General features: G+C 72.3%; 24 protein-coding genes and 1 pseudogene. 21 read left to right on the top strand and 4 right to left on the bottom strand.

Annotated elements, in window-relative coordinates; translation table 11 throughout:
* Positions 1-53 precede the first annotated feature (53 nt).
* Positions 54-1,856: a glycoside hydrolase family 15 protein gene (locus D6270_RS06030; protein WP_109166382.1), complete on the bottom strand. Its 1,803-nt coding sequence runs from the start codon at positions 1,854-1,856 to the stop codon at positions 54-56.
* Between the two features lie 446 nt (positions 1,857-2,302).
* On the opposite strand from D6270_RS06030, the gene D6270_RS06025 reads away from it, so the two are divergent.
* From D6270_RS06025 to D6270_RS05960, 14 genes are all read left to right on the top strand, one after another.
* Positions 2,303-3,958, top strand: coding sequence for a CTP synthase (locus tag D6270_RS06025; RefSeq protein WP_109166383.1), 1,656 nt, complete (start codon positions 2,303-2,305; stop codon positions 3,956-3,958).
* Positions 3,959-4,050: 92 nt separating this feature from the next.
* Positions 4,051-4,677, top strand: a complete 627-nt coding sequence (locus D6270_RS06020; RefSeq protein WP_109166384.1) for an NUDIX domain-containing protein — start codon at positions 4,051-4,053, stop codon at positions 4,675-4,677.
* Between the two features lie 210 nt (positions 4,678-4,887).
* Positions 4,888-7,032, top strand: coding sequence for a tetratricopeptide repeat protein (locus tag D6270_RS06015; protein ID WP_109166385.1), 2,145 nt, complete (start codon positions 4,888-4,890; stop codon positions 7,030-7,032).
* Between the two features lie 143 nt (positions 7,033-7,175).
* A complete protein-coding gene (ald, locus tag D6270_RS06010) occupies positions 7,176-8,291 on the top strand; it encodes an alanine dehydrogenase (protein WP_109166386.1) in 1,116 nt (371 codons plus the stop codon).
* A 368-nt stretch (positions 8,292-8,659) separates the two neighbouring features.
* Positions 8,660-9,778 carry a ParA family protein gene (locus D6270_RS06005; RefSeq protein WP_018488026.1) on the top strand — a complete coding sequence of 373 codons (1,119 nt, stop codon included), beginning with the start codon at positions 8,660-8,662 and terminating at the stop codon, positions 9,776-9,778.
* The gene (locus D6270_RS06000) at positions 9,775-10,353 is read left to right on the top strand and encodes a hypothetical protein (RefSeq protein WP_204117227.1); all 579 of its coding nucleotides are present in this window, start codon (positions 9,775-9,777) and stop codon (positions 10,351-10,353) included. Before D6270_RS06005 ends, D6270_RS06000 begins: the two co-directional genes overlap by 4 nt.
* An 80-nt stretch (positions 10,354-10,433) precedes the next feature.
* Positions 10,434-11,531, top strand: coding sequence for a segregation and condensation protein A (locus tag D6270_RS05995; protein WP_109166388.1), 1,098 nt, complete (start codon positions 10,434-10,436; stop codon positions 11,529-11,531).
* Positions 11,524-12,180, top strand: a complete 657-nt coding sequence (gene scpB / locus D6270_RS05990; protein ID WP_109166389.1) for an SMC-Scp complex subunit ScpB — start codon at positions 11,524-11,526, stop codon at positions 12,178-12,180. The genes D6270_RS05995 and scpB overlap by 8 nt, the downstream gene beginning before the upstream one ends.
* The gene (locus tag D6270_RS05985; protein ID WP_109166390.1) at positions 12,180-13,544 is read left to right on the top strand and encodes a pseudouridine synthase; all 1,365 of its coding nucleotides are present in this window, start codon (positions 12,180-12,182) and stop codon (positions 13,542-13,544) included. The genes scpB and D6270_RS05985 overlap by 1 nt, the downstream gene beginning before the upstream one ends.
* A gap of 123 nt (positions 13,545-13,667) precedes the next feature.
* On the top strand, positions 13,668-14,324 hold the full coding sequence (gene pnuC / locus D6270_RS05980; RefSeq protein ID WP_109166391.1) for a nicotinamide riboside transporter PnuC: 657 nt from the start codon (positions 13,668-13,670) through the stop codon (positions 14,322-14,324).
* Positions 14,321-15,400, top strand: a complete 1,080-nt coding sequence (locus D6270_RS05975; RefSeq protein ID WP_109166392.1) for an AAA family ATPase — start codon at positions 14,321-14,323, stop codon at positions 15,398-15,400. Before pnuC ends, D6270_RS05975 begins: the two co-directional genes overlap by 4 nt.
* Positions 15,397-16,161: an NUDIX hydrolase gene (locus D6270_RS05970; protein ID WP_109166393.1), complete on the top strand. Its 765-nt coding sequence runs from the start codon at positions 15,397-15,399 to the stop codon at positions 16,159-16,161. The genes D6270_RS05975 and D6270_RS05970 overlap by 4 nt, the downstream gene beginning before the upstream one ends.
* Complete coding sequence (locus tag D6270_RS05965; RefSeq protein ID WP_109166394.1) at positions 16,158-17,183, top strand: ADP-ribosylglycohydrolase family protein; 1,026 nt, start codon at positions 16,158-16,160, stop codon at positions 17,181-17,183. The genes D6270_RS05970 and D6270_RS05965 overlap by 4 nt, the downstream gene beginning before the upstream one ends.
* Positions 17,184-17,186: 3 nt before the next feature.
* Positions 17,187-17,966, top strand: a complete 780-nt coding sequence (locus D6270_RS05960) for a nucleotidyltransferase domain-containing protein (RefSeq protein WP_109166395.1) — start codon at positions 17,187-17,189, stop codon at positions 17,964-17,966.
* Between the two features lie 19 nt (positions 17,967-17,985).
* Here the strand turns inward: D6270_RS05960 and D6270_RS05955 are convergent, their stop codons facing one another.
* Together D6270_RS05955 and D6270_RS05950 are read right to left on the bottom strand one after the other, a co-directional pair.
* A complete protein-coding gene (locus tag D6270_RS05955; protein WP_109166396.1) occupies positions 17,986-18,672 on the bottom strand; it encodes a nucleotidyltransferase domain-containing protein in 687 nt (228 codons plus the stop codon).
* A 77-nt stretch (positions 18,673-18,749) separates the two neighbouring features.
* Entirely contained in the window at positions 18,750-19,220 is a 471-nt protein-coding gene (locus D6270_RS05950) for a Rieske (2Fe-2S) protein (RefSeq protein ID WP_109166397.1), read from the bottom strand.
* A 135-nt stretch (positions 19,221-19,355) separates the two neighbouring features.
* On the opposite strand from D6270_RS05950, the gene D6270_RS05945 reads away from it, so the two are divergent.
* From D6270_RS05945 to der, 7 genes and pseudogenes are all read left to right on the top strand, one after another.
* Entirely contained in the window at positions 19,356-19,718 is a 363-nt protein-coding gene (locus tag D6270_RS05945; protein WP_109166398.1) for a DUF1304 domain-containing protein, read from the top strand.
* 6 nt (positions 19,719-19,724) lie between these two features.
* Positions 19,725-20,327 (top strand): TetR family transcriptional regulator, encoded by a 603-nt coding sequence (locus D6270_RS05940; RefSeq protein WP_109166399.1) that lies wholly within the window; start codon positions 19,725-19,727, stop codon positions 20,325-20,327.
* Between the two features lie 68 nt (positions 20,328-20,395).
* On the top strand, positions 20,396-20,758 hold the full coding sequence (gene aroH, locus D6270_RS05935) for a chorismate mutase (protein ID WP_018515490.1): 363 nt from the start codon (positions 20,396-20,398) through the stop codon (positions 20,756-20,758).
* Positions 20,755-21,839, top strand: a pseudogene (locus D6270_RS05930) (prephenate dehydrogenase). Before aroH ends, D6270_RS05930 begins: the two are co-directional and overlap by 4 nt.
* A gap of 134 nt (positions 21,840-21,973) precedes the next feature.
* On the top strand, positions 21,974-22,669 hold the full coding sequence (gene cmk, locus D6270_RS05925; RefSeq protein ID WP_109166401.1) for a (d)CMP kinase: 696 nt from the start codon (positions 21,974-21,976) through the stop codon (positions 22,667-22,669).
* Positions 22,666-23,322, top strand: coding sequence for a lysophospholipid acyltransferase family protein (locus tag D6270_RS05920; protein WP_093685832.1), 657 nt, complete (start codon positions 22,666-22,668; stop codon positions 23,320-23,322). Before cmk ends, D6270_RS05920 begins: the two co-directional genes overlap by 4 nt.
* 78 nt (positions 23,323-23,400) lie before the next feature.
* Complete coding sequence (gene der / locus D6270_RS05915) at positions 23,401-24,870, top strand: ribosome biogenesis GTPase Der (protein WP_109166402.1); 1,470 nt, start codon at positions 23,401-23,403, stop codon at positions 24,868-24,870.
* Positions 24,871-24,943: 73 nt separating this feature from the next.
* Here der and D6270_RS05910 read toward each other — a convergent pair whose 3' ends face one another.
* Positions 24,944-25,273, bottom strand: a complete 330-nt coding sequence (locus tag D6270_RS05910) for a hypothetical protein (protein ID WP_109166403.1) — start codon at positions 25,271-25,273, stop codon at positions 24,944-24,946.
* Positions 25,274-25,278 lie beyond the last annotated feature (5 nt).

Here is a 25,278-nt window from a genome sequence, read left to right as displayed (position 1 = left end):
CACGCACTCGGGCGCTGACCGGGGCGGTCCCGTGCACGGAGAGGGGAGCCGCCTCAGCCCACGTACGCCCCGCTCGCCGTCAGCCGCAGGGCCGTGTCGATCAGCGGGACGTGGCTGAACGCCTGCGGGAAGTTCCCCACCTGGCGCTGGAGGTTGGAGTCCCACTCCTCGGCCAGCAGACCCAGGTCGTTGCGGAGCGCCAGCAGCTTCTCGAACAGCTGGCGCGCCTCGTCGACCCGGCCGATCATCGCGAGGTCGTCGGCCATCCAGAACGAGCAGGCCAGGAAGGCGCCCTCGTCGCCCGCCAGACCGTCGACGCCCGCCTCATCACCCTCGGTCGGGTAGCGCAGGATGAAGCCGTCCTCCGTGGACAGCTCCCGCTGGATCGCCTCGATGGTGCCGATGACCCGCTTGTCGTCCGGCGGCAGGAAGCCCATCTGCGGGATGAGCAGCAGGGAGGCGTCCAGCTCCTTCGACCCGTAGGACTGGGTGAAGGTGTTGCGCTCCTTGTCGTAGCCGCGCTCGCAGACGTCCCGGTGGATGTCGTCGCGCAGCTCGTACCACCGCTCCAGCGGGCCGTCGACCTCCCCGGACTCGACCAGCTTGATCGTCCGGTCGACGGCGACCCAGGCCATCACCTTGGAGTGCACGAAGTGGCGGCGCGGACCGCGCACCTCCCAGATGCCCTCGTCCGGCTCCTCCCAGTGCTTCTCCAGATACTCGATCAGCTTGAGCTGGAGGCCCATCGCGTAGTCGTTGCGGGTCAGGCCGGTCATGTGCGCCAGGTGGAGCGCCTCGGTCACCTCGCCGTACACGTCCAGCTGGAGCTGGTTGGCGGCGCCGTTGCCGACGCGGACCGGGCCGGAGTTCTCGTAGCCGGGCAGCCAGTCCAGCTCCGCCTCGCCGAGCTCGCGCTCGCCGGCGATGCCGTACATGATCTGGAGGTTCTCCGGGTCGCCCGCCACCGCCCGCAGCAGCCACTCACGCCAGGCGCGGGCCTCTTCGCGGTAGCCGGTGCGCAGCAGCGAGGAGAGCGTGATCGCGGCGTCCCGCAGCCAGGTGTAGCGGTAGTCCCAGTTCCGTACGCCCCCGATCTCCTCGGGGAGCGAGGTGGTCGGCGCTGCGACGATCCCGCCGGTCGGGGCGTACGTCAGCGCCTTCAGGGTGATCAGGGAGCGGACGACCGCCTCCCGATAGGGCCCGTGGTACGTACACTGGTCGACCCATTCACGCCAGAACAGCTCGGTCGCCTCCAGGGACCCCTCGGGGTCGGGGAGCGCGGGCGGCTCGTGGTGCGAGGGCTGCCAGCTGATGGTGAAGGCGACCCGGTCGCCGGGTCCGACAGTGAAGTCGGAGTAGGTGGTCAGGTTCTTGCCGTAGGTGTCCGCCTCGGTGTCCAGCCAGACGGAGTCCGGCCCGGCGACGGCGACCGTACGGCTGTCCACCTTGTGCACCCAGGGGGTCACCCGGCCGTAGCTGAACCGCATGCGCAGCTCCGAGCGCATCGGCACCCGGCCGCTGACGCCCTCCACGATCCGGATGAGCTGCGGTGCCCCGTCTCGCGGTGGCATGAAATCGGTCACCCGGACGGTGCCGCGCGGTGTGTCCCACTCCGATTCCAGGATGAGGGAGTCACCGCGGTAGCGGCGCCGGTCCGCGGAGAGCGGCTCGTCCCCTTCCGGCCTCGCGGGACCCAGACGCCAGAAGCCGTGCTCCTCGGTGCCCAGCAGTCCCGCGAAGACGGCGTGCGAATCGAAGCGGGGCAGGCACAGCCAGTCGGCCGTGCCGTCCCGGCAGACCAGGGCGGCGGTCTGCATGTCTCCGATGAGTGCGTAATCCTCGATGCGCCCGGCCACGTGCGTCTCCAGTCGAACGGCCATGTCGCCCCGTCCGGGGCGCTTACTGGGGTCTAGGGGGTCGTGGGGTAAAGGGTCTTTCACCCTGGAGGAACCGACGAGTTCCCGGACCGGTAGCGGGCCAAATGGTGCCGCCGCCCGGCCGTCTCGGCAGCGAACGTCCGAGCAGGATACGACGCGGTACGAAGATCCGCGCGACGGTCCCGGCAACATCTCTGAGCTGATCGGGTGGGACGTGAAACGACTGGGGTGATGCTGTGACGCCCCTGTGCAGGGTGTGGCCGGAAGCAGCCTCCCCCCGTCGCTGTTACCCTGGTAGCCCGTGGACCGGTGGTCGTATCCGACAGCGGACGAGGCCCCCGAACCGCAGCGACGGCACCCCGGAATCCCCGGTTCGGCGGCCGGTACGCACCTCACAACCGCGACCACGGGAGCCCCCTTTGGCTATGCAGCCCACATCCACGACGACCAAGCACATCTTCGTCACCGGGGGTGTCGCCTCCTCCCTCGGCAAGGGTCTGACTGCCTCCAGCCTGGGTGCCCTGCTCAAGGCACGTGGCCTGCGGGTCACGATGCAGAAGCTCGACCCCTATCTCAACGTCGACCCGGGCACGATGAACCCCTTCCAGCACGGTGAGGTGTTCGTCACCAACGACGGCGCCGAGACCGACCTGGACATCGGCCACTACGAGCGCTTCCTCGACGTCGACCTCGACGGATCAGCCAACGTGACGACCGGCCAGGTCTACTCACAGGTCATCGCCAAGGAGCGGCGCGGCGAGTATCTGGGCGACACCGTGCAGGTCATCCCGCACATCACCAACGAGATCAAGCACCGCATCCGCCGCATGGCCACCGATGACGTGGACGTCGTCATCACCGAGGTCGGCGGCACGGTCGGCGACATCGAGTCGCTTCCGTTCCTGGAGACCGTCCGCCAGGTCCGCCACGAGGTCGGCCGGGACAACGTCTTCGTCGTGCACATCTCGCTGCTGCCCTACATCGGCCCCTCCGGCGAGCTGAAGACCAAGCCGACCCAGCACTCCGTGGCCGCTCTGCGCAACATCGGTATTCAGCCGGACGCCATCGTGCTCCGCGCCGACCGTGAGGTCCCGACCTCCATCAAGCGCAAGATCTCGCTGATGTGCGACGTCGACGAGGCCGCGGTGGTCGCCGCGATCGACGCCAAGTCGATCTACGACATCCCCAAGGTGCTGCACACCGAGGGCCTGGACGCCTACGTCGTCCGCAAGCTGGACCTGCCCTTCCGCGATGTGGACTGGACCACCTGGGACGACCTCCTGGACCGCGTCCACAACCCCGACCACGAGGTCACCGTCGCCCTGGTCGGCAAGTACATCGACCTGCCCGACGCCTACCTCTCGGTCACCGAGGCCATGCGCGCCGGCGGCTTCGCCAACAAGGCCCGCGTCAAGGTCAAGTGGGTCACCTCCGACGACTGCCGCACCGCCGCCGGTGCCGCCGAGCACCTCGGCGACGTCGACGGCATCCTCATCCCCGGCGGCTTCGGCGAGCGCGGGGTCGACGGCAAGGTCGGCGCCATCCGTTACGCCCGCGAGAACAAGGTCCCGCTGCTCGGCCTCTGCCTGGGCCTCCAGTGCATCGTCATCGAGGCGGCCCGCTCGCTGGCCGAGATCCCCGACGCCAACTCCACCGAGTTCGACGCCGCCACCTCCCACCCGGTCATCTCGACCATGGAGGAGCAGCTCGCCTACGTCGAGGGCGCGGGCGACCTCGGCGGCACCATGCGGCTCGGCCTCTACCCGGCCAAGCTCGCCGAGGGCTCCCTGGTGCGCGAGGCGTACGCCGGTGAGCCGTACGTCGAGGAGCGCCACCGCCACCGCTACGAGGTCAACAACGCCTACCGCGGTGAGCTGGAGAAGAAGGCCGGACTGGTCTTCTCCGGCACCTCCCCGGACAACAAGCTCGTCGAGTACGTCGAGTACCCCCGCGAGGTCCACCCCTACCTGGTCGCCACCCAGGCCCACCCCGAGCTGCGCTCCCGCCCGACCCGCCCGCACCCGCTCTTCGCCGGTCTGGTGAAGGCGGCCGTCGCGCGCAAGGTCGGCGCGGGCGAGTAGTCCCGAGGCATTACGGTTGGCCGGGGTACGGATCCTGTTCGCGGATGCGTACCCCGGTTTCTCGTTTTGTACGTGGTACGTGGGAGGACGCAGTGGGTATCCAGGACACGCCCGAGGAGTGGCAGGTCACCGCGACCACCACCCCCTTCACCGGCAACAAGACCAGCGTCCGCACCGACCAGGTGGTCATGCCCGACGGCTCCGTCCACGGCCGGGACTACCAGGTCCACCCCGGCTCCGTGGCGGTCCTCGCGATCGACGAGGACGACCAGGTGCTCGTCCTACGCCAGTACCGCCACCCGGTCCGCATGCGGCTCTGGGAGATCCCCGCCGGACTGCTGGACGTCCCCGGCGAGAACCCCCTGCACGCCGCGCAGCGCGAGCTGTACGAGGAGGCGCACGTCAAGGCCGAGGAGTGGCGGGTGCTGACCGACGTCTACACCACCCCCGGCGGCTGCGACGAGGCCGTACGGATCTTCCTCGCCCGCGGCCTCTCCGAGGCGGAGGGCGAGCGGTTCGCGGTCTCCGAGGAGGAGGCCGACATGGAGCAGGCCCGTATCCCGCTGCCCGAGCTGGTGCGTTCGGTGATCGCGGGGGACCTGCACAACAACTGCCTGGTCGTCGGGGTGCTCGCGCTCACCGCCGTCCGCGCGGGCGACGGCGTGGACTCGCTCCGGCCCGCCGAGGCGCCCTGGCCTGCCCGCCCGTTCGAGGTCTGACGGTCCGTCCGCTCCTCCCGGCCGCCCTCGGCCCTCCTCCGATCGGACGGTCGTAAGAAATGGCGATCGTAAGAAATGCTGATCCGATCGGGGGATGTTCCCCTCGGCTCCGCCCTGCTCCGCAGTGATCCACACCACCGCTGAACTACGCTCGAAAGGCCCCGCCGGAGTTCCGGCGGGCACCGCGTGCAGCGAAGTGGAGCGTGGCCCGTGACCGATCAGGCGGTGGACACCAGCGGCCCGGCCGGGACCGTGGGGACCGAGGAGCCGTCCGGCGCCGCCCCGCCCCGATTCTTCGGCCGGGAACGGGAGTTGAAGGCCCTGCGGGCGGATATCGCACGCGCGGGGCTGGACACCCTGGCCGGCCGCAAGACACCCCGCGCCCGGGTCCTCCTCATCGCGGGCCGCCCCGGCTCCGGCCGCAGCGCACTCGCCGCCGAACTCGCGGGCGCCCTCACCGGTACGGGCACCGCTCCGGCCGACGCCTCGGGACCCGAAACCGGAACGGGCGCGCTGCCGTGGGCCGTTCCCGGTACGGGCTCCGGCGACTACCCCCACGGGGTGCTCCGGGTCGGCCTCACCGAACCCGGCGGCGAGCCCGTCCCCACCGAACGCACCGCCGGCGAGATCCTCTCCCTGGTCGGCGTCGGCGTCCCGCCCGGCGCCGACCAGGACGAACTCTCCGAGATGGTCCGCGAGGCCCTCGCCGTACGCCGTGTCGTCCTGCTCCTCGACGACGCGGCCGACGCCGAACAGGTCGACCCGCTGCTCCCGGAGAACCCGGACTGCCTGGTCGTCGCCACCGCCACCGGCCCGCTGACCGGAATCCCCGACGTGCGGCCCTGCACCATCGGCGGCCTGGAGGCGGGCGCCGCCGTCCAGCTGCTCGCCCGCGTCATCGGCCAGGTCCGCATCACCGTCGACCCGCGCACCGCCGAGACCCTGGCCGAGGAGTGCGGGGGACAGCCCGCAGCGCTCGCCCTGATCGGCGGCTGGCTCGCCGCCCACCCCATGGCCTCCGTCGCCGACGTCACCAAGCAGCTCCACGAGCTGCCCGACACCGGTGACCAGCAGCCCACCGGCGCCCGCCCGCTGGCCCGCGCCTTCCGTCTCGTCCACGACTCCCTCGCACCGGCGGCCGCCCGGATACTGCGCCTGCTCGCCCTCGCCCCCGCCGGGCTGGCCGACGCCCACACCGCCTCCGCGCTGGCCGGCTGCTCGGTCTCGGCCGCCGAGAAGACCCTGGACGACTTCGTCCGGCTCGGACTGCTGCGGACGGACGGCGCCGCCCACCCCCAGTACAGCATCCCCGGCTGCCTCGCCCCGATGCTGCGCGCCCTCCTGGAGGACCGGGACCGGCCCGCCGAGATCCAGCTGGCTCGCGCCCGGATGCTGGAGCGGACCGTGCGCCGGCTCCAGGCCTGCCGCGCGGTCACCGAACCGGAGGGCACCACCGCCCACCGCAAGCTCGCCGGGCTGCCCCGCTCCCTGCGCTTCCCCAGCGCCGAGGAGGCGGGCGTCTGGCTCCTGTCGCGCCAGCCCGCCCTGCTCGCCTCGGCCCGCCTCGCGGTGGCCGACGGCGAGCTGGACACCCTGGCCCGCCGCCTGGTCGCCTCTCTGGTGCGGGCGCTGGCCGCGCACCGGGGCACCGAGGCCGCCGCACCCGAGCTGTACGGGCTGCACGGCCTGGTCCTGGACGTCGCCGAACGCCGCAACCTCCCCCGCGAACAGGCGGCCGCCCTGCTGAACCTCGCCGACCTGGACGCCCGTACCGGCCGTCCCCGCGACGCCCTGGCCCGCTACCGGGCCGCCCTGGACGCCGGACGGGCCGCCGGCGACCTGTACGCGACGGGCCGCGCGATGGAATCCGTAGGCAGTACGTACGCCGAGCTGGGCGACTACCACCGGGCCTCCGACTGGTACGGCCGGGCGCTCGCCCAGCGCCTCACCCAGGGGGAGCGGGCGGACGAGGCACGCCTCTACGGACGGCTCGGCGCCGTCCACAGCTACGCCGGGCGGTACGGCGAGGCGCTGCGGAACTGGCGGGCCGCCGCGGCCGGACACCGCAGGCTCGGCGACCTGGCGGCCCAGGCGCGGGCGCTCAGCGAGGCGGCCCGGGTGCAGGAGTACGCGGGGCGGCCGCACGACTCGTTGCAGACCTGCCGGGAGGCGGCCGAGCTGGCCCGTCGCGTCGATGACGTGCGGCTTCAGGCGGCGCTCCAGCTGCGGCTGGCCGACACCCTGGACCGGCTCGGCGACCCGGCGGCGGCCCGGCTGCACCGGGCGGCTGCCGACAGATTGCTGGGCGAGGAGGGTTCTGCCTACGAAATCCGCAGTGCTTCGACGGAAAGTTAATGCTTTGTAAGGCTAGACAGCGGGAAGTCCTTCATTAGACTGGCTCTGCCGCGCTCGTTCGTGGCGTCTCCATTTATGATGTGTATGTCCGGGTCTGTTCTGCCGTGCCCGGATTACCCTCCGAGCCAAGGACCGTGATCCACGTGAAGGTCGGCATCCCCCGCGAAGTCAAGAACAACGAGTTCCGGGTGGCGATCACCCCCGCCGGAGTGCATGAGCTCGTCCGCCACGGCCACCAGGTCGTCATCGAGAAGGACGCCGGTGCCGGCTCGTCCATCCCGGACCAGGAGTACGTCGCCGCCGGTGCGCAGATCCTGGGCACCGCCGACGAGGTCTGGGCCACCGCCGACCTGCTGCTGAAGGTCAAGGAGCCGGTCGCCGAGGAGTACCACCGCCTCCGCAAGGGTCAGACCCTCTTCACGTACCTGCACCTCGCCGCCTCCCGCGAGTGCACCGACGCGCTGCTGGCCTCCGGTACCACCGCCATCGCCTACGAGACGGTCGAGACCGCGGGCCGCGCGCTCCCGCTGCTCGCCCCGATGTCCGAGGTCGCGGGCCGTCTCGCCCCGCAGGTCGGCGCTTACCACCTGATGCGCTCGGTCGGCGGCCGTGGCGTCCTCCCCGGCGGCGTCCCCGGCACCCACGCCGGCCGCGCGGTCGTCATCGGTGGCGGCGTCTCCGGCTGGAACGCCACCCAGATCGCCGTGGGCCTCGGCTTCCACGTCACGCTGCTGGACCGCGACATCAACAAGCTGCGCGAGGCCGACAGGATCTTCGGCACCAAGGTGCAGACCGTCGTCTCCAACGCCTTCGAGCTGGAGAAGGCCGTCGTCGAGGCAGACCTCGTCATCGGCGCCGTGCTGATCCCCGGAGCCAAGGCCCCGAAGCTGGTCACCAACGAGCTCGTCGCCAAGATGAAGCCCGGAAGTGTACTTGTCGACATTGCAATTGATCAGGGCGGGTGCTTCGAGGACTCGCACCCGACCACCCACGCCGAGCCGACCTTCCAGGTCCACGATTCGGTCTTCTACTGCGTCGCCAACATGCCCGGCGCGGTCCCGAACACCTCCACGTACGCGCTCACCAACGCCACGCTGCCGTACATCGTGGAGCTGGCGAACCGTGGCTGGGCCGACGCCCTGCGCCGCGACGCCGCACTGGCCAAGGGCCTCAACACCCATGAGGGCCAGGTCGTTTACCGCGAGGTGGCCGAGGCGCACGGCCTCCCGCACGTCGAGCTGGGCACCCTGCTCGGCTGACGGGTCAACACCTCCCGTCAACATCGCGCGTCCGGCCGGACCTTGCCGAGCAAGGTCCGGCCGGAGGTGTATCGGGCCCTGTGAGGCCCTTGTGCAACTCGCCTCGAACGTAACCCTTTACCCGTTTCGTGCTGCGGCGAAATGTGCGGCTTGGTCGCTGTGCACCCTTGACAGCGAGGTGTTCGATTGCCGACACATCGGGCCGGGTCCGGCGGATTGTGTTGCTGCGGACGGGTGGCACGCCATAGAGTCGCCAATCGTCGGCATGGTGCCACGCTGACCTATCGATAAGTTTCCTGGTCACGTCCAAGGAGGTAAGACGACTTGTGAATGAGTCGACAATTACTCCCGGGGGTGGTCAACCAGGGATGCCTGCACGGGGTCTGAGCCCGATCGGGCTCGAAGCTGTCGGCTCCGTCGCTGTCCGCACCTTCGCCACCCAACAGCACATGACGACAGCCCCCCAGATGATGGACGGCCTACACGTGAACGCCACGGCCGGCAACGAGAGTGGCCGGAACACCGACCGCTTCGCCGACTTCGCCGAGGTGCCCGAGGGGCACTTCTACGACCCCGACGCCGAGTACGAGCCCGACCCGGAGTACGCGGCCACGCTCGCGCCCGACGCCGCGCGCCAGCGCCGCGAGCGCATCGGCCCGACCGGACGGCCCCTGCCGTACTTCCCGATCCCGGGCCCCCTGACCGACCACGGCCCCGCGAAGATCATCGCGATGTGCAACCAGAAGGGCGGCGTCGGCAAGACCACGTCGACCATCAACCTGGGTGCCGCGCTCGCCGAGTACGGACGCCGCGTCCTGCTCGTCGACTTCGACCCGCAGGGCGCCCTCTCGGTCGGCCTCGGGGTCAACCCGATGGAACTCGACCTGACCGTCTACAACCTGCTCATGGAGCGGGGCATGGCGGCCGACGAGGTCCTGCTGAAGACCGCCGTCCCCAACATGGACCTGCTGCCGAGCAACATCGACCTCTCGGCCGCCGAGGTGCAGCTCGTCAGCGAGGTGGCCCGCGAGTCCACGCTCCAGCGCGCCCTGAAGCCGCTGATGGCCGACTACGACTACATCGTGATCGACTGTCAGCCCTCGCTCGGCCTGCTCACCGTGAACGCCCTGACGGCCGCTCACAAGGTCATAGTGCCGCTGGAGTGCGAGTTCTTCGCGCTGCGCGGGGTGGCACTGCTCACCGAGACCATCGAGAAGGTCCAGGAGCGGCTCAACCCCGAACTGGAACTCGACGGCATCCTCGCCACCATGTACGACTCCCGTACGGTGCACAGCCGCGAGGTCCTGGCGCGCGTCGTCGAGGCCTTCGACGAGCACGTCTACCACACGGTCATCGGGCGCACGGTCCGTTTCCCGGAGACCACGGTCGCCGGTGAGCCCATCACCACGTACGCCTCCAACTCGGTCGGTGCCGCCGCCTATCGCCAGCTCGCCAGGGAGGTGCTCGCCCGGTGTCACGCCGAGTGAGTCTGCCGGGGGCCGACGAACTGTTCCGTACGACCGGGGGAGGGATGGGCCTCCAGTCCTCCTCCCCGGCGGACCGGCGACGCAAGGCGAACGGCGAGCCACGGGTGCCCGCACCGGCAGGGGAGAGCGACCCCTCGGGCCAGGGCGGCGCTCCCGCCGAGAGCCATGAGGAGCACGCCTCCGCCGACACCGACGGCGCCGACCCGCGCGGCCGGGGCGGGGAGGGTGACCGCCAGGCCGCCGCTGCCGCCCCCGCCCCGCCCTCCGGCGACCGGCCGGCCTCCGCCGCCCCGGCGGAGCAGTCCCCGGCCGTCCAGCAGCAGCGCAGGCGCGGTGGCGGACGCGGCGCCAACCGGCGGCCCAGCGGCCGGGAGCGACACGACGAGAAGATCACGGTCTACGTCTCCGCCGAGGAGCTGATGGACCTCGAACACGCCCGGCTCGTCCTGCGCGGCGAGCACGGCCTCGCCGTGGACCGCGGCCGCATCGTCCGCGAGGCGGTGGCGGTGGTCCTCGCCGACCTGGAGTCCCGGGGCGACGCGAGCATCCTCGTACGGCGGCTGCGCGGCCGCTGACCGGTCCCGCCGGTAGCCTGCCGGATGGGGTCCGCCCACCGGCGGGACCCGTCCGCGCCCCGCCCCACCCCTGGACCACCATGCCGCCGCCCCACGACCCCGCCGCCCCGCGCCGCCGTGCCCTGGGGCGGGGGCCGGGGGCGGTGGTGCCGCCGGCGGAGCCTCTGGAGGCGTCTGCGGAGGCGGAGGAGGCGGCTCCGGAGCCCGTGGAGGTGCCGGAAGCCGTTCCCGTACCGGAGGTCCCGGAAAGCGCGCCGGAGCCCGTACAGGCCGGGTCCGAGCCCGTACGGGAGCCGGAGGTCCTGCCCGGCCCGGAGGCCCCGCCCGAGCCCGAGGAAGCGCCGGAAGCGTCCGACGACAAGCGCTTCACCGTCCGCCTGGTGAACTTCGAGGGGCCCTTCGACCTGCTCCTCCAGCTGATCTCCCGGCACAAGCTGGACGTGACCGAGGTCGCGCTCTCGAAGGTCACCGACGAGTTCATGGCGTACATCCGCGCCATGGGACCGGACTGGGACCTCGACCAGACCACCGAGTTCCTCGTCGTCGCCGCCACCCTGCTGGACCTGAAGGCCGCCCGGCTGCTGCCCGCCGCCGAGGTGGAGGACGAGGCGGACCTGGCGCTCCTGGAGGCGCGGGACCTGCTCTTCGCGCGGCTGCTCCAGTACCGGGCGTACAAGCAGATCGCCGACATCTTCAGCGGACGCCTGGAGGCCGAGGCCCGCCGTCACCCCCGTACCGTCGGCCTGGAGGACCACCACGCGGCGCTGCTGCCCGAGGTCGTCATCAGCATCGGGCCCGAGGGGTTCGCCGAGCTGGCGGTCAAGGCGATGCAGCCGAAGCCGAAGCCCCAGGTGTACGTCGACCACATCCACGCCCCGCTGGTCAGCGTGCGGGAGCAGGCGGGCATCGTGGTGGAGCGGCTGCGCGAGGCCGGGGCGGCGATGAGCTTCCGGGTGCTCACCGAGGACGCCCCCGACACCCTCACCGTGGTCGCCCGCTTCCTGGCCCTGCTGGAGCTGTACCGGGAGAAGGCCGTCACCCTGGACCAGGACGAGGCGCTGGGCGACCTGATGGTGGCCTGGTGCGGCGGGGCGGACGCGGAGCCGGTGGTGACGGACGAGTTCGACCAGGAGCTGAACGGGACGGCCGAGCAGGAGGAGGACGTACGGGATGAGTGAGCAGCCGAGCCAGGGGGACGGCGGGAGCGCCGTCGCCTCCCTCGACCTCAAGCCCGCCCTCGAAGCGGTCCTCATGGTCGTCGACGAGCCCGCCACCGTCGACCAGCTGGCCAAGGTGGTCCAGCGGCCCCGCAGAGCCGTGGCGGACGCGCTGCGGGAGCTGGCCGACGAGTACACCGTGCAGCGCCGGGGCTTCGACCTGCGGCTGGTGGCGGGCGGCTGGCGGTTCTACACCCGCCCCGAGTACGCGGCGGCCGTCGAGGGCTTCGTCCTGGACGGCCAGCACGCCCGGCTGACCCAGGCCGCGCTGGAGACCCTGGCGGTGGTCGCCTACCGGCAGCCGGTGAGCCGCTCCAGGGTCTCGGCGGTGCGCGGAGTCAACTGCGACGGCGTCATGCGGACCCTCCTCCAGAGGGGCCTGGTGGCCGAGGCGGGCGCGGAACCCGAAACAGGTGCGATCCTGTACAGGACGACGAACTACTTTCTGGAGCGAATGGGCCTGCGCGGCCTGGACGAGCTCCCGGAACTCGCGCCCTTCCTCCCCGAGGCGGACGCGATCGAGGCTGAGACGCTAGAGGGTGTGCCGTCGTTCGATCCGGACGCACCGGACACCCCGGATACTCACGCAGACGACAAGACGGAATTTTGATGCGAAGCAGTGGCAGGAACAGCGGAAGCGGCGGCAGCGGCCGGAGCGGCGGCGGCGCGGGCGGTGGCGGCCGCAGCGGCGGCGGCTCCTTCCGCCAGGGCCAGGGCGGCGGTGGCCAGGGTGGCCGCCCCGGCGGCCAGGGCGGCGGCGGACGCGGCGGCAGCGGCCAGGGCGGACGGCCCGGAGCCTCGGGTGGCCGCCCGGGCGGCCAGGGCGGACGGCCCACCGGCCAGGGCGGACGGCCCACCGGCCAGGGCGGACGCGGCGGCTCGCAGGGCGGGCGTCCCGGCGGCCAGGGCGGGCGCTCCCAGGACGGGCGTCCCAGCTACCAGGGCAGCCGTGACGAGGAGCAGCGTCCCCGCCGTCCCCGCCCCGAGGAGCGCCGCTACGACGTGGGCAACGACGCCCCCGGCGCCCGGTCCGAGCAGGACGGCCCCCGCAAGGGCCGCGGCTCGGCGGCCCGCGGCGGTGCCAAGGGCGGCCCGAAGTCCGCACAGGGCGGCTCCGGCCGCACCGGCGGTTTCCGCCGTGCCGCTCCTTCGCGCCCGCGTGAGCTGGACGCCAAGATCGAACAGCGCAACCGCGACCGGTACGCGAACAAGCCCGAGATCAACCTCCCCAAGACCCACCCGGGCGCCGAGCAGGAGGGTGAGCGGCTGCAGAAGGTCCTCGCCCGGGCCGGTATGGGTTCGCGCCGCGCGTGCGAGGAACTGATCGAGCAGTCCCGGGTCGAGGTCAACGGCGAGATCGTCGTGGAGCAGGGCATGCGGGTCGATGTCCACCAGGACGAGATCAAGGTCGACGGCCTGACCGTCGCCGCGCAGTCCTACCTGTTCTTCGCGCTGAACAAGCCCGCGGGCGTCGTCTCCTCGATGGAGGACCCGGACGGCCGCCAGTGCCTCGGCGACTACGTGACCAACCGCGAGACGCGGCTGTTCCACGTCGGCCGTCTCGACACCGAGACGGAGGGCATCATCATGCTCACCAACCACGGTGAGCTGGCCCACCGCCTCACCCACCCGAAGTACGGCGTGAAGAAGACCTACCTGGCCGCCATCCAGGGCCCCCTGCCGCGTGACCTCGGCAAGCGGCTCAAGGACGGCATCCAGCTGGAGGACGGCTACGCCCGCGCCGACCACTTCCGCGTCGTCGAGAACACCGGGAAGAACTACCTGGTCGAGGTGACCCTCCACGAGGGCCGCAAGCACATCGTGCGCCGGATGCTGGCCGAGGCCGGCTTCCCGGTCGAGCGCCTCGTGCGGACGTCCTTCGGGCCGATCCCACTGGGCGACCAGAAGTCCGGCTGGCTGCGCCGCCTCACCAACACCGAGGTCGGCATGCTGATGCGCGAGGTCGGTCTCTGACAGCGCTCCCCAAGGCCCGCGGCCGGTTCCGTTCGGAAAGTTCGAACGGAACCGGCCGCGGGCCTTTCGCTGCCCCCGTCCGCCCTTTATAGTCAGAGTGACCATAAAGAAGGAGGCGGGCCCGTGAGCCTCGCGGACATACTCGATCCCCTGCAACAGCCCCTGGTGACCGTCCTGGACACCCCGGTCAGCTGGACCGAGGTCCTGGGATTCGGCAGCGGGGCGCTGTGCGTGTGGCTCGTGGCCCGCCAGCACATCGCCAACTGGCCGATCGGCATCGCCAACAACGTCTTCTTCATCCTGCTGTTCGCCCAGGCCGGCCTGTACGCCGACGCGGGCCTCCAGATCGTCTTCATCACCCTCGCCGCGTACGGCTGGTGGACCTGGACCCACGGGGGTGGACCAGGCTCCTCCGTCCTTCCGGTGCGCAGGACGACCCGCACCGAATGGACCTGGCTGCTCGCGGCGGGGGTGGTGGGGACCGCCGGGCTCACCCTGCTGCTCACCCGGGCCACCGACTCCACCGTCCCGTTCTGGGACGCGCTGACGACCTCGCTGTCGCTGACGGCGACGTACGGGCAGTGCAGGAAGCGGCTGGAGTCCTGGTGGCTGTGGATCGCGGCGGACCTCGTCTACATCCCGCTCTACGCGCACAAGGGGCTGTATCTGACCTCGCTGCTGTACGCCGGGTTCCTCGCGCTCTGCCTCGTCGGCCTGCGGAGCTGGCACCGCGACCTGACCGCCCGCAACGCCCGCCCGCTGGAGGTGGCCACGGCATGAAGGCTCACGAACACGGCCTGGTGCTGGGCAAGTTCTACCCGCCGCACGCGGGCCACCACCACCTCGTCCGGACCGCCCAGGACCACTGCGAGCGGCTGACCGTGCTGGTCTGCGCCGCCTCCGTGGAGTCCGTGCCGCTGGCCGACCGGGTCGCCTGGATGCGGGAGGTGCACCCGGACGTCACCGTGGTCGGCGCGGTCGACGACACACCCATGGACGTGACCGACCCGGCGGTCTGGGACGCGCACATGGCCGTCTTCACCGCCGCCGTGCCCGGGCGGGTCGACGCGGTCTTCACCTCGGAGGCGTACGGGGAGGAGCTGGGCCGCCGCTTCGGCGCCGCGTCCGTCCTCGTCGACCCCGACCGGGCCCTCTTCCCGGTCTCCGGCACCGCCGTGCGCAAGGACCCGGCCGGCTGCTGGGACTTCCTCCAGGCACCCGTCCGGGCCGCCCTCGCCCGCCGGGTCGTCGTCCTCGGCGCCGAGTCCACCGGCACCACCACCCTCGCGCGGGCCCTCACCGGCCACTACCGCGCCCGCGGCGGGGTCTGGGCGGGGACGGGATACGTCGCGGAGTACGGGCGCGAGTACAGCGAGCACAAGCTCGCCGCCCTGCGCGAGCGGTGGCCCGGGGCCGCCTGGGAGGACGTCACCTTCACCACCGACGACTTCCCCGTCATCGCCGAGGCCCAGAACGAGCGCGAGGAGGCCGCCGCCCGCACCGGCTCCCCGGTCCTCTTCTGCGACACGGACTCCTTCGCCACCACCGTCTGGCACGAGCGGTACGTCGGCGGGCGCAACCCGCTCGTCGAGGAGATCGCGGACCGCGCGGCCCACCATCTGTGGCTGCTCACCGACCACGAGGGCGTCGCCTTCGAGGACGACGGGCTGCGGGACGGCGAGGAGCTGCGGCCCTGGATGACCGACCGCTTCCGCGCCGAACTCACCCGCACCGGACGCCGCTTCATCGAGATCACCGGCCCGCCCGAGACCCGTCTCGCCGCGGCCGTCGCCGCCGTGGACGAACTCCTCGCCACCGGCTGGGACTTCGCCGCCCCCCTCCCGGAGAAACGATGAGCACCGGCGTGCCCGAGGGGTACGACCCGCACGCCTTCCCGCCGTTCGCGGTCACCGTCGACCTCGCGGTCTTCACCGTCCGGGATGCGGCGCTCCATGTGCTGCTGGTGGAGCGCGGGGAGGACCCGTTCCGGGGGCGCTGGGCGCTGCCGGGCGGCTTCGTCCTGCCCCGCGAGTCCGCCGACGAGGCCGCCCGCCGCGAGCTGGCCGAGGAGACCGGCCTCGGCCCCGACGCCGTCGGCGCCCTCCACCTGGAGCAGCTGCGCACCTACACCGACCCGGACCGCGACCCGAGGATGCGGGTCGTCTCGGTCGCGTACGCCGCACTCCTGCCGGATCTGCCCGAACCGCGCGGCGGCGGCGACGCGGCGAGCGCGCGGTGGTGGGCGGCGGGCTCCACCGGACCGCTCGCCTTCGACCACGGCCGCATCCTGGACGACGCCCGCGACCGGATCGGCGCCAAGCTCGAATACACCTGCCTGGCCACGGAGTTCTGCCCGGCCGAGTTCACGCTCGGGGAGCTCCAGCAGGTCTACGAGACGGTGTGGGGCGTCGAGTTGGACCGCCCCAACTTCCGGCGCAAGGTCCTGAACGTGCCGGGCTTCGTCCAGCCGGTCGACGGCCCGCCGCGCCGCACGGGCGGCCGGGGCAAACCCGCCGCGCTGTACCGGGCGGGCGGCACCGCCACTCTGCACCCGCCCCTGCTGCGCCCGCAGCCCGCCTACGTACCCCTCTCGCGCCCGGAAGGACGAACGCCATGACCACAGCCACCCGAAGAATCACCAAACAGGCGGCCACCGGCTCACTCACCGGGCTCGCGCTCGGCGACGCGCTGGGCTTCCCCACCGAGTTCGACGACGTGCCCGCCATCCTCGCCAAGTGCGGCCCCTGGCGGCACATGGAGCTGCCGACCCCCGCCATCGTCACCGACGACACCCAGATGACGATCGCGCTGGGCCGGGCCATCCGCACCGCCATGGACAGCGGACTGCTCACCCCGGAGCGGCTGGTGGACCCGGTACGGAAGGAGTTCGTCGCCTGGTACCACTCGCCGGAGAACAACCGGGCCCCCGGCAACACCTGCCTCACCGCCTGCCGCCTGCTGGAGACCGCCCCCGTCTGGCAGCAGGCGAGCCAGACGCGCTCCAAGGGCTGCGGCGCCAACATGCGGGTCGCCCCCGTCGGCCTCGTCCCCGGCCTCAGCGACGAGCAGCGCGCCGGCGCCGCCCAGCTCCAGGCCGCCCTCACCCACGGCCACCCCGCCGCCCTGGCCGCCTCCGACCTGACCGCCCGCGCGATCCACCTGCTCGCCCAGGGCGCCGAACCGCTCGGCCTGATCGGCCAGTTGCGCAGCTACGCCTACGAGAACACCGGCCGCTACCACACGCGCTGGCTCGGCGACCTGTGGCGGTACGCCGGGGACACCTCGCCCGAGGCGTACATCAGCCGGGGCTGGTACGAGTGCCAGGCCGCTCTGGCCACCCTGCAGGAGGCCCTGCGCACCCCGTCCCCGGAGACCGACCCGTGCGAGCGCACCGGCGACGGCTGGATCGCCGAGGAGGCCCTCGCCACCGCCCTGCACTGCTTCCTGCTCTTCCCCGAGGACCCGCTCACCGCCCTGCGCCGCGCCGCCTGCACCCGGGGCGACTCGGACTCCATCGCCTGCCTGGCGGGCGCCTTCGCCGGGGCCCACCTGGGCGCGGGGGCCTGGCCCCAGGAGTGGTCGGAACGCATCGAGTACCGGAGCGACCTGCTCTCCCTGGCGGCGCTCTGGGACGCTTGAGTCATGAGTACCTCACTCCTCACCCTGGCGAGCGCCGGTCTGCCCGTCGCCGATCTGCGCCCTGACCTCGCCCACGCCCCCGGCCCGCTGGTCTTCGCCACGGTCTCCGGCGCCCACCTCTACGGCTTCCCCTCCCGGGACTCGGACGTGGACCTGCGGGGGATCCACGTCCTGCCCGCCGAGGACCTGGTGGGGCTGCACCAGCCGGAGGAGACCCGGAGCCGGATGTGGGAGCGGGACGGGGTCGAGATGGACCTCGTCACCCACGATCTGCGGAAGTTCGTCCGCCTGATGCTCCGGCCGAACGGCTATGTCCTGGAGCAGCTGCTCTCGCCACTGGTGGTGCACACGAGCGGCCTCCACACCGAACTGGCGGCCCTCGTCCCCGGCGTACTGACCCGCAACCACGCCCACCACTACCGGGGGTTCGCCGGTACGCAGTGGAGGCTGTACGCGAAGACCGGTGAGCTGAAGCCCCTCCTCTACACCTTCCGGGCGCTGCTCACCGGCGTCCACCTGATGCGGAGCGGGGGCATCCAGGCCCATCTGCCGACGCTGCTGGGGGAGGTCGACGCCCCCGCGTACCTCCCGGGCCTGATCGCGGCGAAGGCGGAGGCCGAGCACATGACGGCGACGGAGGTGGACGGGGAAGCGGTGGCCCGGGACATCGAGGGGCTGCACCGCGTCCTGGACGAGGCGCAGGACCGCTCCCGGCTGCCGGAGACCGCGACGGCGCTACAGGATCTGCACGACCTCGTCGTACGCGCGAGGCTGGCGCCCTGACGACCGGACACCCGTCCCTTCAGACCGACGCCCGCCGGACCCGTACGAGAAAGTCCTCCACCGCCGCCCGGTCCGGCCCGGACGGCAGCGGTGAGACCGCCGCCGCCTCGTCGTTCTCCTCGGCCAGGCGGTTCATCCGGCGCTCCACCTCCGGCCAGGGCACCTCGCCGCGCTTCACCGCCAACAGCTCACCGCGCGCCGCGCCGGCGTCGATGTGCAGCTCGCCGGTGCGCAGCAGGTCCCGGCCGCTCGTCAGCAGCCGCAGCAGGTGCATCGCGTGCTTCCAACGCGGTGCTCCGTACTGCCGTACGTCGGCCTCCAGCTTCTTCCGCTGGCCCAGCGCGTAGCGGACGAACGTGGCGTGGGCCAGGCGGGAGAGGAACGCGCCACGCAGGGCGATCAGTTCGCGGCCGGTGTCGTCGGCGTACTCCACCAGCGGGGAGTGCAGGCACTCCAGCACGTTCGGGTTGGCCCGCAGCGCCAGCTCGCAGAAGCGCTCCAGCTCCCAGGAGAACTGCTCGGGGGCCGGGCCCTCGATGTGCGTCGGGGGCTTGTCCAGGTGCCAGAACAGCGGGGTGGGGGCGACGAACACCCCCCGTCGGTCGGTGTCGCTGTCCTCCGTCGCCAGACCGAAGGCGCGGGAGCCCATGACACACGCGTAGACCGTGTGGTCGCGTACGAGGGCCTCGTCGGCCGGAGTGATCATGGCCGAGAGGTTACGGGGGCGGCGGGCGGTCCCGCCCGCGCATTTCCGCCGCCCGCGCGGGAGGCCCGCCCCGGCCCTCAGCCCAGCCGGATCTCCCCGCCCGAGACGGTGATCTGCTCGGCCGGCAGCGGGCGGGTCGCCGGGCCGGCCTCGACCGCCGCGTCCGTGAGGGAGAACTTGGAGCCGTGGCACGGGCAGTTGATGGTGCCGTCGCTGACCGTCGAGACGAGGCACTGGGCGTGCGTGCAGATGGCGGAGAACGCCTTGAACTCGCCCTCCTCCGGCTGCGTCACCACCACCTTCTGCTCCTTGAAGACGGTGCCGCCGCCGACCGGGATGTCGCCCGTCGCGGCGAGTTGCTGCCCGCCGCCGGGGGAGGCCCCCGGCGTCGCCGCCTCCGACGCCGTACCCGACGCCGTACCCGTCGGCGTACCGCTCGCGTCCCCTCCGCCGCTCTCGCCGCCGGACGACCCGCAGCCGGTCACCAGGGCGGCGGCGCCCGCCGCGCCCGCCGTCAGAACAGTCCTTCGCCGTGCGTTCGCGTTCATGGGCTCTCCAGTTGTCGTGGGGTGATCCGTGCCCGCCATCGTGGTGCCGGGGAGCGCGCAGGTGAAGCAACCGGGCGGACCGGGGACACTTCCTGTACAGTCGTCCAGGAAATCGCCCCTGGGAGGCCGACCCTCATGCACATCGCAGCTCAGATCCTGGTCGCGCTCGTCGCGCTGATCCACGCCTACTTCCTGGTCCTGGAGATGTTCCTCTGGGACACCGACCGGGGCCGCAAGGCCTTCGGTACGACTCCCGCCTTCTCCCGGGAGAGCGCCACCCTCGCCGCCAACCAGGGCCTCTACAACGGATTCATGGCCGCCGGTCTGGTCTGGGGGCTCATCGCCGCCGACCCCGTCGCCTTCCAGGCGCAGGTCTTCTTCCTGAGCTGCCTGATCGTCGCCGGGGTCTACGGAGCCGCCACCGTGAGCCGGAAGATCCTCTACGTCCAGGCCGTGCCGTCCGCGCTCGCCCTCGGCGCCGTCCTGCTCGCCGGCTGAGCGCCCATGACCCCCGCGGTCACCGACGGCAGCGCCGACCCCCGCACCGCACGGACCCGCGCCAGACTCCGTGCGGCCCTGCTCGCCGCCTGCGAGCACCGGCCACTCGAACAGGTCAGCGTCGCGCAGGTGGTCCGGGGGGCCGGGGTCGGGCGTGCCACCTTCTACCTCCACTACGACGACCTGCAGGCCCTCGCGGTGGACGCCTGCGCCGAGGTCGTCACCGAGGCGGTCGACGCCCTGCACGCCTGGGACGGCGCACCGCCGGGCCCCGACGCACCCCCGGCCCCGCTCGCCGCCCTCCTCGCGTCCGTCCGCAGCCGGGCGCCCGTCCACCGCAGCCTGCTCCGCGAAGGCGGCGGCGGGCCCCTCGGCGAGCTGCTCCACCGGGAGCTGCGGCAGCGCAGCCTCGACGAGCTGACCGCCCGCCGCCCGGCGGAGACCGGCCACGACCTCACCGCGAGCGCCGTCGCCGGGATCTTCACCGGGGTGCTGGCCGACTGGGTGCACGGGCGGGTCACCGCGGAGCCCGACCAGCTCGCCGGGCGGATCTGGCGCATGCTCCTCGCGGTCCACGCCACCGCCCGTCTCACCCAGAGAGCGCGGTAACCGGGCCCGGCACCTCCCCTCTAGGGTGATCGGGAGCAGCGCTGACGTGAACGAACAAGGAGTACGACGTGGCGGTACGAGCGGTCCGAGGCGCCGTCCAGCTGGAGCGGGACGAGGCCGGACACATGGACGAGCGGGTCGGTGAACTGCTCACGGCCGTCCTGGAACGCAACGAGCTGGTCGCCGACGACCTGATCAGCATCTGGTTCACCGCCACCCCGGACCTGCACAGCGACTTCCCGGCCGCCGCCGCGCGCGGCCTCGGCATCGTCGACGTACCCCTGATCTGCGCCCAGGAGCTGGACATCGAGGGCGCCATGCCCCGCGTCGTCCGCCTCCTCGCCCATGTCGAGACCTACCTCTCGCGCGCCGAGATCAGCCACGTCTACCTCGGCGCCACCGCCGCCCTGCGCAAGGACATCGCCCAGTGAGAACCGCCCTCGTCATCGGAACCGGGCTCGTCGGCACCTCCGCAGCCCTCGCGCTCTCCGGCCGCTCCGTCCACGTCCACCTCGTCGACCACGACCCCGAGTCGGCCCGCACCGCGGCCGCGCTCGGCGCCGGTACGGACGAGCCGCCCGCGGGCCGGTCGACCTCGCGGTCATCGCCGTACCGCCCGCCCACACCGCCACCGTCCTGGCCCGCGCCATGCGCGACGGGGTGGCCCGGGGCTACCTGGACGTCGCCAGCGTCAAGGGCGGCCCCCGCCGCGAGCTGGAGGCGATGGGCCTCGACCTCACCCCGTACATCGGGACCCACCCGATGGCGGGCAAGGAGCGCTCCGGGCCGCTCGCCGCCACCGCCGACCTCTTCGAGGGGCGCCCCTGGGTCCTCACCCCGACCCGGGACACCGACACCGAGGTCCTCAACCTCGCGCTGGAGCTGGTCGCGCTCTGCCGGGCCGTCCCCGTGGTCATGGACGCCGACGCCCACGACCGGGCCGTCGCCCTCGTCTCCCACACCCCGCAGCTGATCTCCTCCATGGTCGCCGCTCGGCTGGAGGAGGCCGACGAGAGTGCCGTACGCCTCTGCGGCCAGGGCATCCGCGACGTGACCCGCATCGCCGCGTCCGACCCCCGGATGTGGGTGGAGATCCTCTCCGCCAACCCCGGCCCGGTCGCCGATGTGCTCGCCGGGGTCGCCGCCGATCTGGAGGAGACGGTGACCGCGCTGCGCGGGCTGCACTCCGCCGACGAGGAGAGGCGGCGCGCGGGCACCGACGCCATCGAGGACGTCCTGCGCCGGGGCAACGCGGGCCGCGTCCGGGTCCCCGGCAAACACGGCGCCGCCCCCGCCGCGTACGAGACCGTGGCCGTCCTCATCGGCGACAAGCCGGGCGAGCTCGCCGCGATCTTCGCCGACGCCGGACGGGCCGGGGTCAACATCGAGGACGTACGCATCGAGCACGCCACCGGGCAGCAGGCCGGTCTGGTGCAGATCATGGTGGAGCCGAGCGCGGTGCCCGTGCTCGCGGCGGCCCTGACCGAGCGCGGCTGGTCGGTCCGCAGCTGAGGCCGGTGGGGGAGAGGCGGCCGTCGTGCCGCGGCCGCCTCCGCCGTACGGGGTACAAGGGCGCGCCCGGCACTCGGTAACCTGGTACGAGGCCGTCTTCAGGCCCGTCCGCCCCCACCCCGTGTACCAGGAAGGTGTCCACCGCCGTGGAAACCGCAAGCTCCGCAGTGATCGTCGCCATCGACGGGCCCTCCGGCACCGGCAAGTCGAGCACTTCCAAGGCCGTCGCCGCCAAGCTCGGCCTGAGCTACCTGGACACGGGCGCGCAGTACCGGGCCATCACCTGGTGGATGCTGAACAACGGCATCGATGTGACCAGCCCCGCCGAGATCGCCACCGCCGCCGCCAAGCCCGTGATCGTCTCCGGCACCGACCCGACCGGCCCGACGATCACCGTCGACGGCGAGGACGCCTCCGGTCCGATCCGCACCCAGGAAGTCACCTCCAAGGTCAGCGCCGTCAGCGCCGTCCCCGAGGTGCGCACGATCATCACCGAGCTCCAGCGCTCCATCGCCGCCGGTGCCGAGGGCGGCATCGTCGTCGAGGGCCGGGACATCGGCACCACCGTGCTGCCCGACGCCGACCTGAAGATCTTCCTCACCGCCTCCCCGGAGGCCCGCGCCGCCCGCCGCAGCGGAGAGGTCAAGGGCTCCGACCTGGCCGCCACCCGTGAGGCCCTGATCAAGCGGGACGCCGCCGACTCCGGCCGTAAGACCTCCCCCCTCGCCAAGGCGGACGACGCCGTCGAGGTGGACACCACCGAGCTGACCCTCCAGCAGGTCATCGAGTGCGTCGTCACCCTCGTCGAGGAGAAGCGGACCGCCGCGTGAGCGACGCCACGGGGGCGCCCACCCTGCGCGGAGCGGCGGTCGGGCGGAGGATCGGCATCGGTCTGATGTACGGGCTGTGGAAGCCGCGCGTGCTCGGCGCGTGGCGCGTGCCCGCCGCCGGACCCGTCATACTCGCGGTGAACCACTCCCACAACATCGACGGACCGATGCTGATGGGGACCGCACCCCGGCCGGTGCACTTCCTGATCAAGAAGGAGGCGTTCGTCGGCCCCCTCGACCCGTTCCTGCACGGGATCGGCCAGATCGAGGTGGACCGTACGACCGTCGACCGCACCGCCATCAGCCACGCGCTCGGCGTGCTGGCGGACGGCGGGGCGCTCGGGATCTTCCCCGAGGGCACCCGGGGCGAGGGCGACTTCGCCTCGCTGCGGGCCGGACTCGCCTACTTCGCGGTACGGGGCGGGGCGCCCATCGTCCCCGTCGCCGTCCTGGGAAGCACCGAGCGGCGCGGACGGTTGATACGAGGGCTGCCCCCGCTGCGCAGCCGGGTCGACGTCGTCTTCGGTGACGCGTTCGACGCGAGCGCCGGTGACGGGCGGCGTACCCGCAAGGCGCTGGACGAGGCGACGCTGCGGATCCAGGCGAAGCTCACCGCCCACCTGGAAAGCGCCAAGCGCCTCACCGGGCGATAGGCGAGACTTGACCTGACTTGAGTAGTGGACCGCGGTGATCGTGGTCCATCGATGATGATGCAAAGAGGAACGGACTTCATGAACGACCAGATTCACTCCGGCGGCTCGGACCACGAGCACGGAGAACTTGGCGATGCCGAGTACGCGGAGTTCATGGAGCTCGCCGCGCAGGAGGGCTTCGACCCCGAAGAGGTCGAGGGCGCCCTCGGCGAGGCCGGTCACGGCCCGCTCCCCGTGCTCGCGGTCGTCGGCCGCCCCAATGTCGGCAAGTCGACCCTGGTGAACCGGATCATCGGCCGCCGTGAGGCCGTCGTGCAGGACAAGCCCGGCGTCACCCGCGACCGCGTCAGCTATGAGGCGGAGTGGGCGGGCCGCCGCTTCAAGGTCGTCGACACCGGCGGCTGGGAGCAGGACGTGCTGGGGCTGGACGCCTCCGTCGCCGCCCAGGCGGAGTACGCCATCGAGACGGCCGACGCCGTCGTCTTCGTGGTCGACTCCACCGTCGGCGCCACCGACACCGACGAGGCCGTCGTCAAGCTGCTGCGCCGGGCGGGCAAGCCCGTCGTGCTCTGCGCCAACAAGGTCGACGGCCAGAGCGGCGAGGCGGACGCCACCGCCCTGTGGTCGCTCGGCCTCGGTGAGCCCTACCCGGTCTCCTCGCTGCACGGCCGCGGCACCGGCGACATGCTGGACGCGGTCCTCGAAGCCCTGCCGGACGCCCCGGAGCAGAAGTTCGGCACCACGCTCGGCGGCCCCCGCCGCATCGCGCTGATCGGCCGCCCGAACGTGGGCAAGTCCTCCCTGCTGAACAAGGTCGCGGGCGAGGACCGGGTCGTCGTCAACGAGCAGGCGGGCACCACCCGCGACCCGGTCGACGAGCTGATCAAGCTCGGCGGCATCACCTGGAAGTTCATCGACACGGCCGGTATCCGCCGCCGCGTCCACCTCCAGGAGGGCGCGGACTACTACGCCTCGCTCCGTACGGCGGCCGCCGTGGAGAAGGCCGAGGTCGCCGTCATCCTGATCGACTCCAGCGAGTCCATCAGCGTCCAGGACCAGCGGATCATCACCATGGCCGTGGAAGCCGGGCGCGCCATCGTCGTCGCCTTCAACAAGTGGGACACCCTCGACGAGGAGCGCCGCTACTACCTGGAGCGCGAGATCGAGACGGAGCTCGCGCAGATCGCCTGGGCCCCCCGCGTCAATGTCTCGGCGCTCACCGGCCGGCACATGGAGAAGCTCGTCCCGGCCATCGAGACCGCGATCGAGGGCTGGGAGACCCGCGTCCCCACCGGCCGGCTCAACGCCTTCCTCGGCGAGATCGTCGCCTCCCACCCGCACCCGATCCGCGGCGGCAAGCAGCCGCGCATCCTGTTCGGCACCCAGGCGGGCACCAAGCCGCCGCGGTTCGTCCTCTTCGCCTCCGGCTTCCTGGAGCACGGCTACCGCCGCTTCGTGGAGCGCCGCCTGCGCGAGGAGTTCGGCTTCGAGGGCACCCCGATCCACATCTCGGTCCGCGTCCGCGAGAAGCGCGGTCGCAACAAGTAGCACCGACGGGTACGAGAGAGCCCCGGCACCCCCTCTGCGGGACGTGTGCCGGGGCTCTGTCGTCTATCTGCTCTCAGGACTCCCGGGAGCCCGGCGGAAGCGCCGCCGGCCGGGGGCGTCCGGCGTGCCGGCCCACCCGCTGCCAGGACCCGAGGGTCCCGGTGGTGTGCTGGCTCTGGACGCCGCCGGTCCCGGTGTGCCGGCTCGGGGCGGCCGGGGAGGGGTGGCCGCTGAGCGGCGCCCGGGAGGCGAAGAGCCCGGCGCCGAAGGCCGGGAAGCGGAGGTTCTCCTCACCGCTCCGGTCGCCCGGCAGCGCCCGGAACGAGCGCCGGTACTCGGAGTACAGCGCGTCGTAGATCGGGGTGGCGGACGTGCCCACCGATGGCTCCTGCGAGGGACGCATGGCAG

Origin of the sequence: Streptomyces griseus subsp. griseus (assembly GCF_003610995.1) — a bacterium.
In the GTDB taxonomy this organism is placed as follows: domain Bacteria; phylum Actinomycetota; class Actinomycetes; order Streptomycetales; family Streptomycetaceae; genus Streptomyces.
Note: the sequence above shows the minus strand (reverse complement) of the source record. Positions and strands in the feature narration are given on the sequence as shown.

Bases quoted from the DNA above. Each gene is read 5' to 3' on its own strand.
- D6270_RS05965 (WP_109166394.1), top strand. From the start codon at position 16,158: ATGACCACAGCCACCCGAAGAATCACCAAACAGGCGGCCACCGGCTCA.
- D6270_RS05970 (WP_109166393.1), top strand. From the start codon at position 15,397: ATGAGCACCGGCGTGCCCGAGGGGTACGACCCGCACGCCTTCCCGCCG.
- D6270_RS06005 (WP_018488026.1), top strand. From the start codon at position 8,660: ATGCCTGCACGGGGTCTGAGCCCGATCGGGCTCGAAGCTGTCGGCTCC.
- D6270_RS05955 (WP_109166396.1), bottom strand. From the start codon at position 18,672: ATGATCACTCCGGCCGACGAGGCCCTCGTACGCGACCACACGGTCTAC.
- D6270_RS05950 (WP_109166397.1), bottom strand. From the start codon at position 19,220: ATGAACGCGAACGCACGGCGAAGGACTGTTCTGACGGCGGGCGCGGCG.
- D6270_RS05995 (WP_109166388.1), top strand. From the start codon at position 10,434: ATGCCGCCGCCCCACGACCCCGCCGCCCCGCGCCGCCGTGCCCTGGGG.
- D6270_RS05975 (WP_109166392.1), top strand. From the start codon at position 14,321: ATGAAGGCTCACGAACACGGCCTGGTGCTGGGCAAGTTCTACCCGCCG.
- D6270_RS05940 (WP_109166399.1), top strand. From the start codon at position 19,725: ATGACCCCCGCGGTCACCGACGGCAGCGCCGACCCCCGCACCGCACGG.
- D6270_RS05945 (WP_109166398.1), top strand. From the start codon at position 19,356: ATGCACATCGCAGCTCAGATCCTGGTCGCGCTCGTCGCGCTGATCCAC.
- D6270_RS05960 (WP_109166395.1), top strand. From the start codon at position 17,187: ATGAGTACCTCACTCCTCACCCTGGCGAGCGCCGGTCTGCCCGTCGCC.
- scpB (WP_109166389.1), top strand. From the start codon at position 11,524: ATGAGTGAGCAGCCGAGCCAGGGGGACGGCGGGAGCGCCGTCGCCTCC.
- der (WP_109166402.1), top strand. From the start codon at position 23,401: ATGAACGACCAGATTCACTCCGGCGGCTCGGACCACGAGCACGGAGAA.
- D6270_RS05910 (WP_109166403.1), bottom strand. From the start codon at position 25,273: ATGCGTCCCTCGCAGGAGCCATCGGTGGGCACGTCCGCCACCCCGATC.
- D6270_RS06025 (WP_109166383.1), top strand. From the start codon at position 2,303: ATGCAGCCCACATCCACGACGACCAAGCACATCTTCGTCACCGGGGGT.
- D6270_RS05985 (WP_109166390.1), top strand. From the start codon at position 12,180: ATGCGAAGCAGTGGCAGGAACAGCGGAAGCGGCGGCAGCGGCCGGAGC.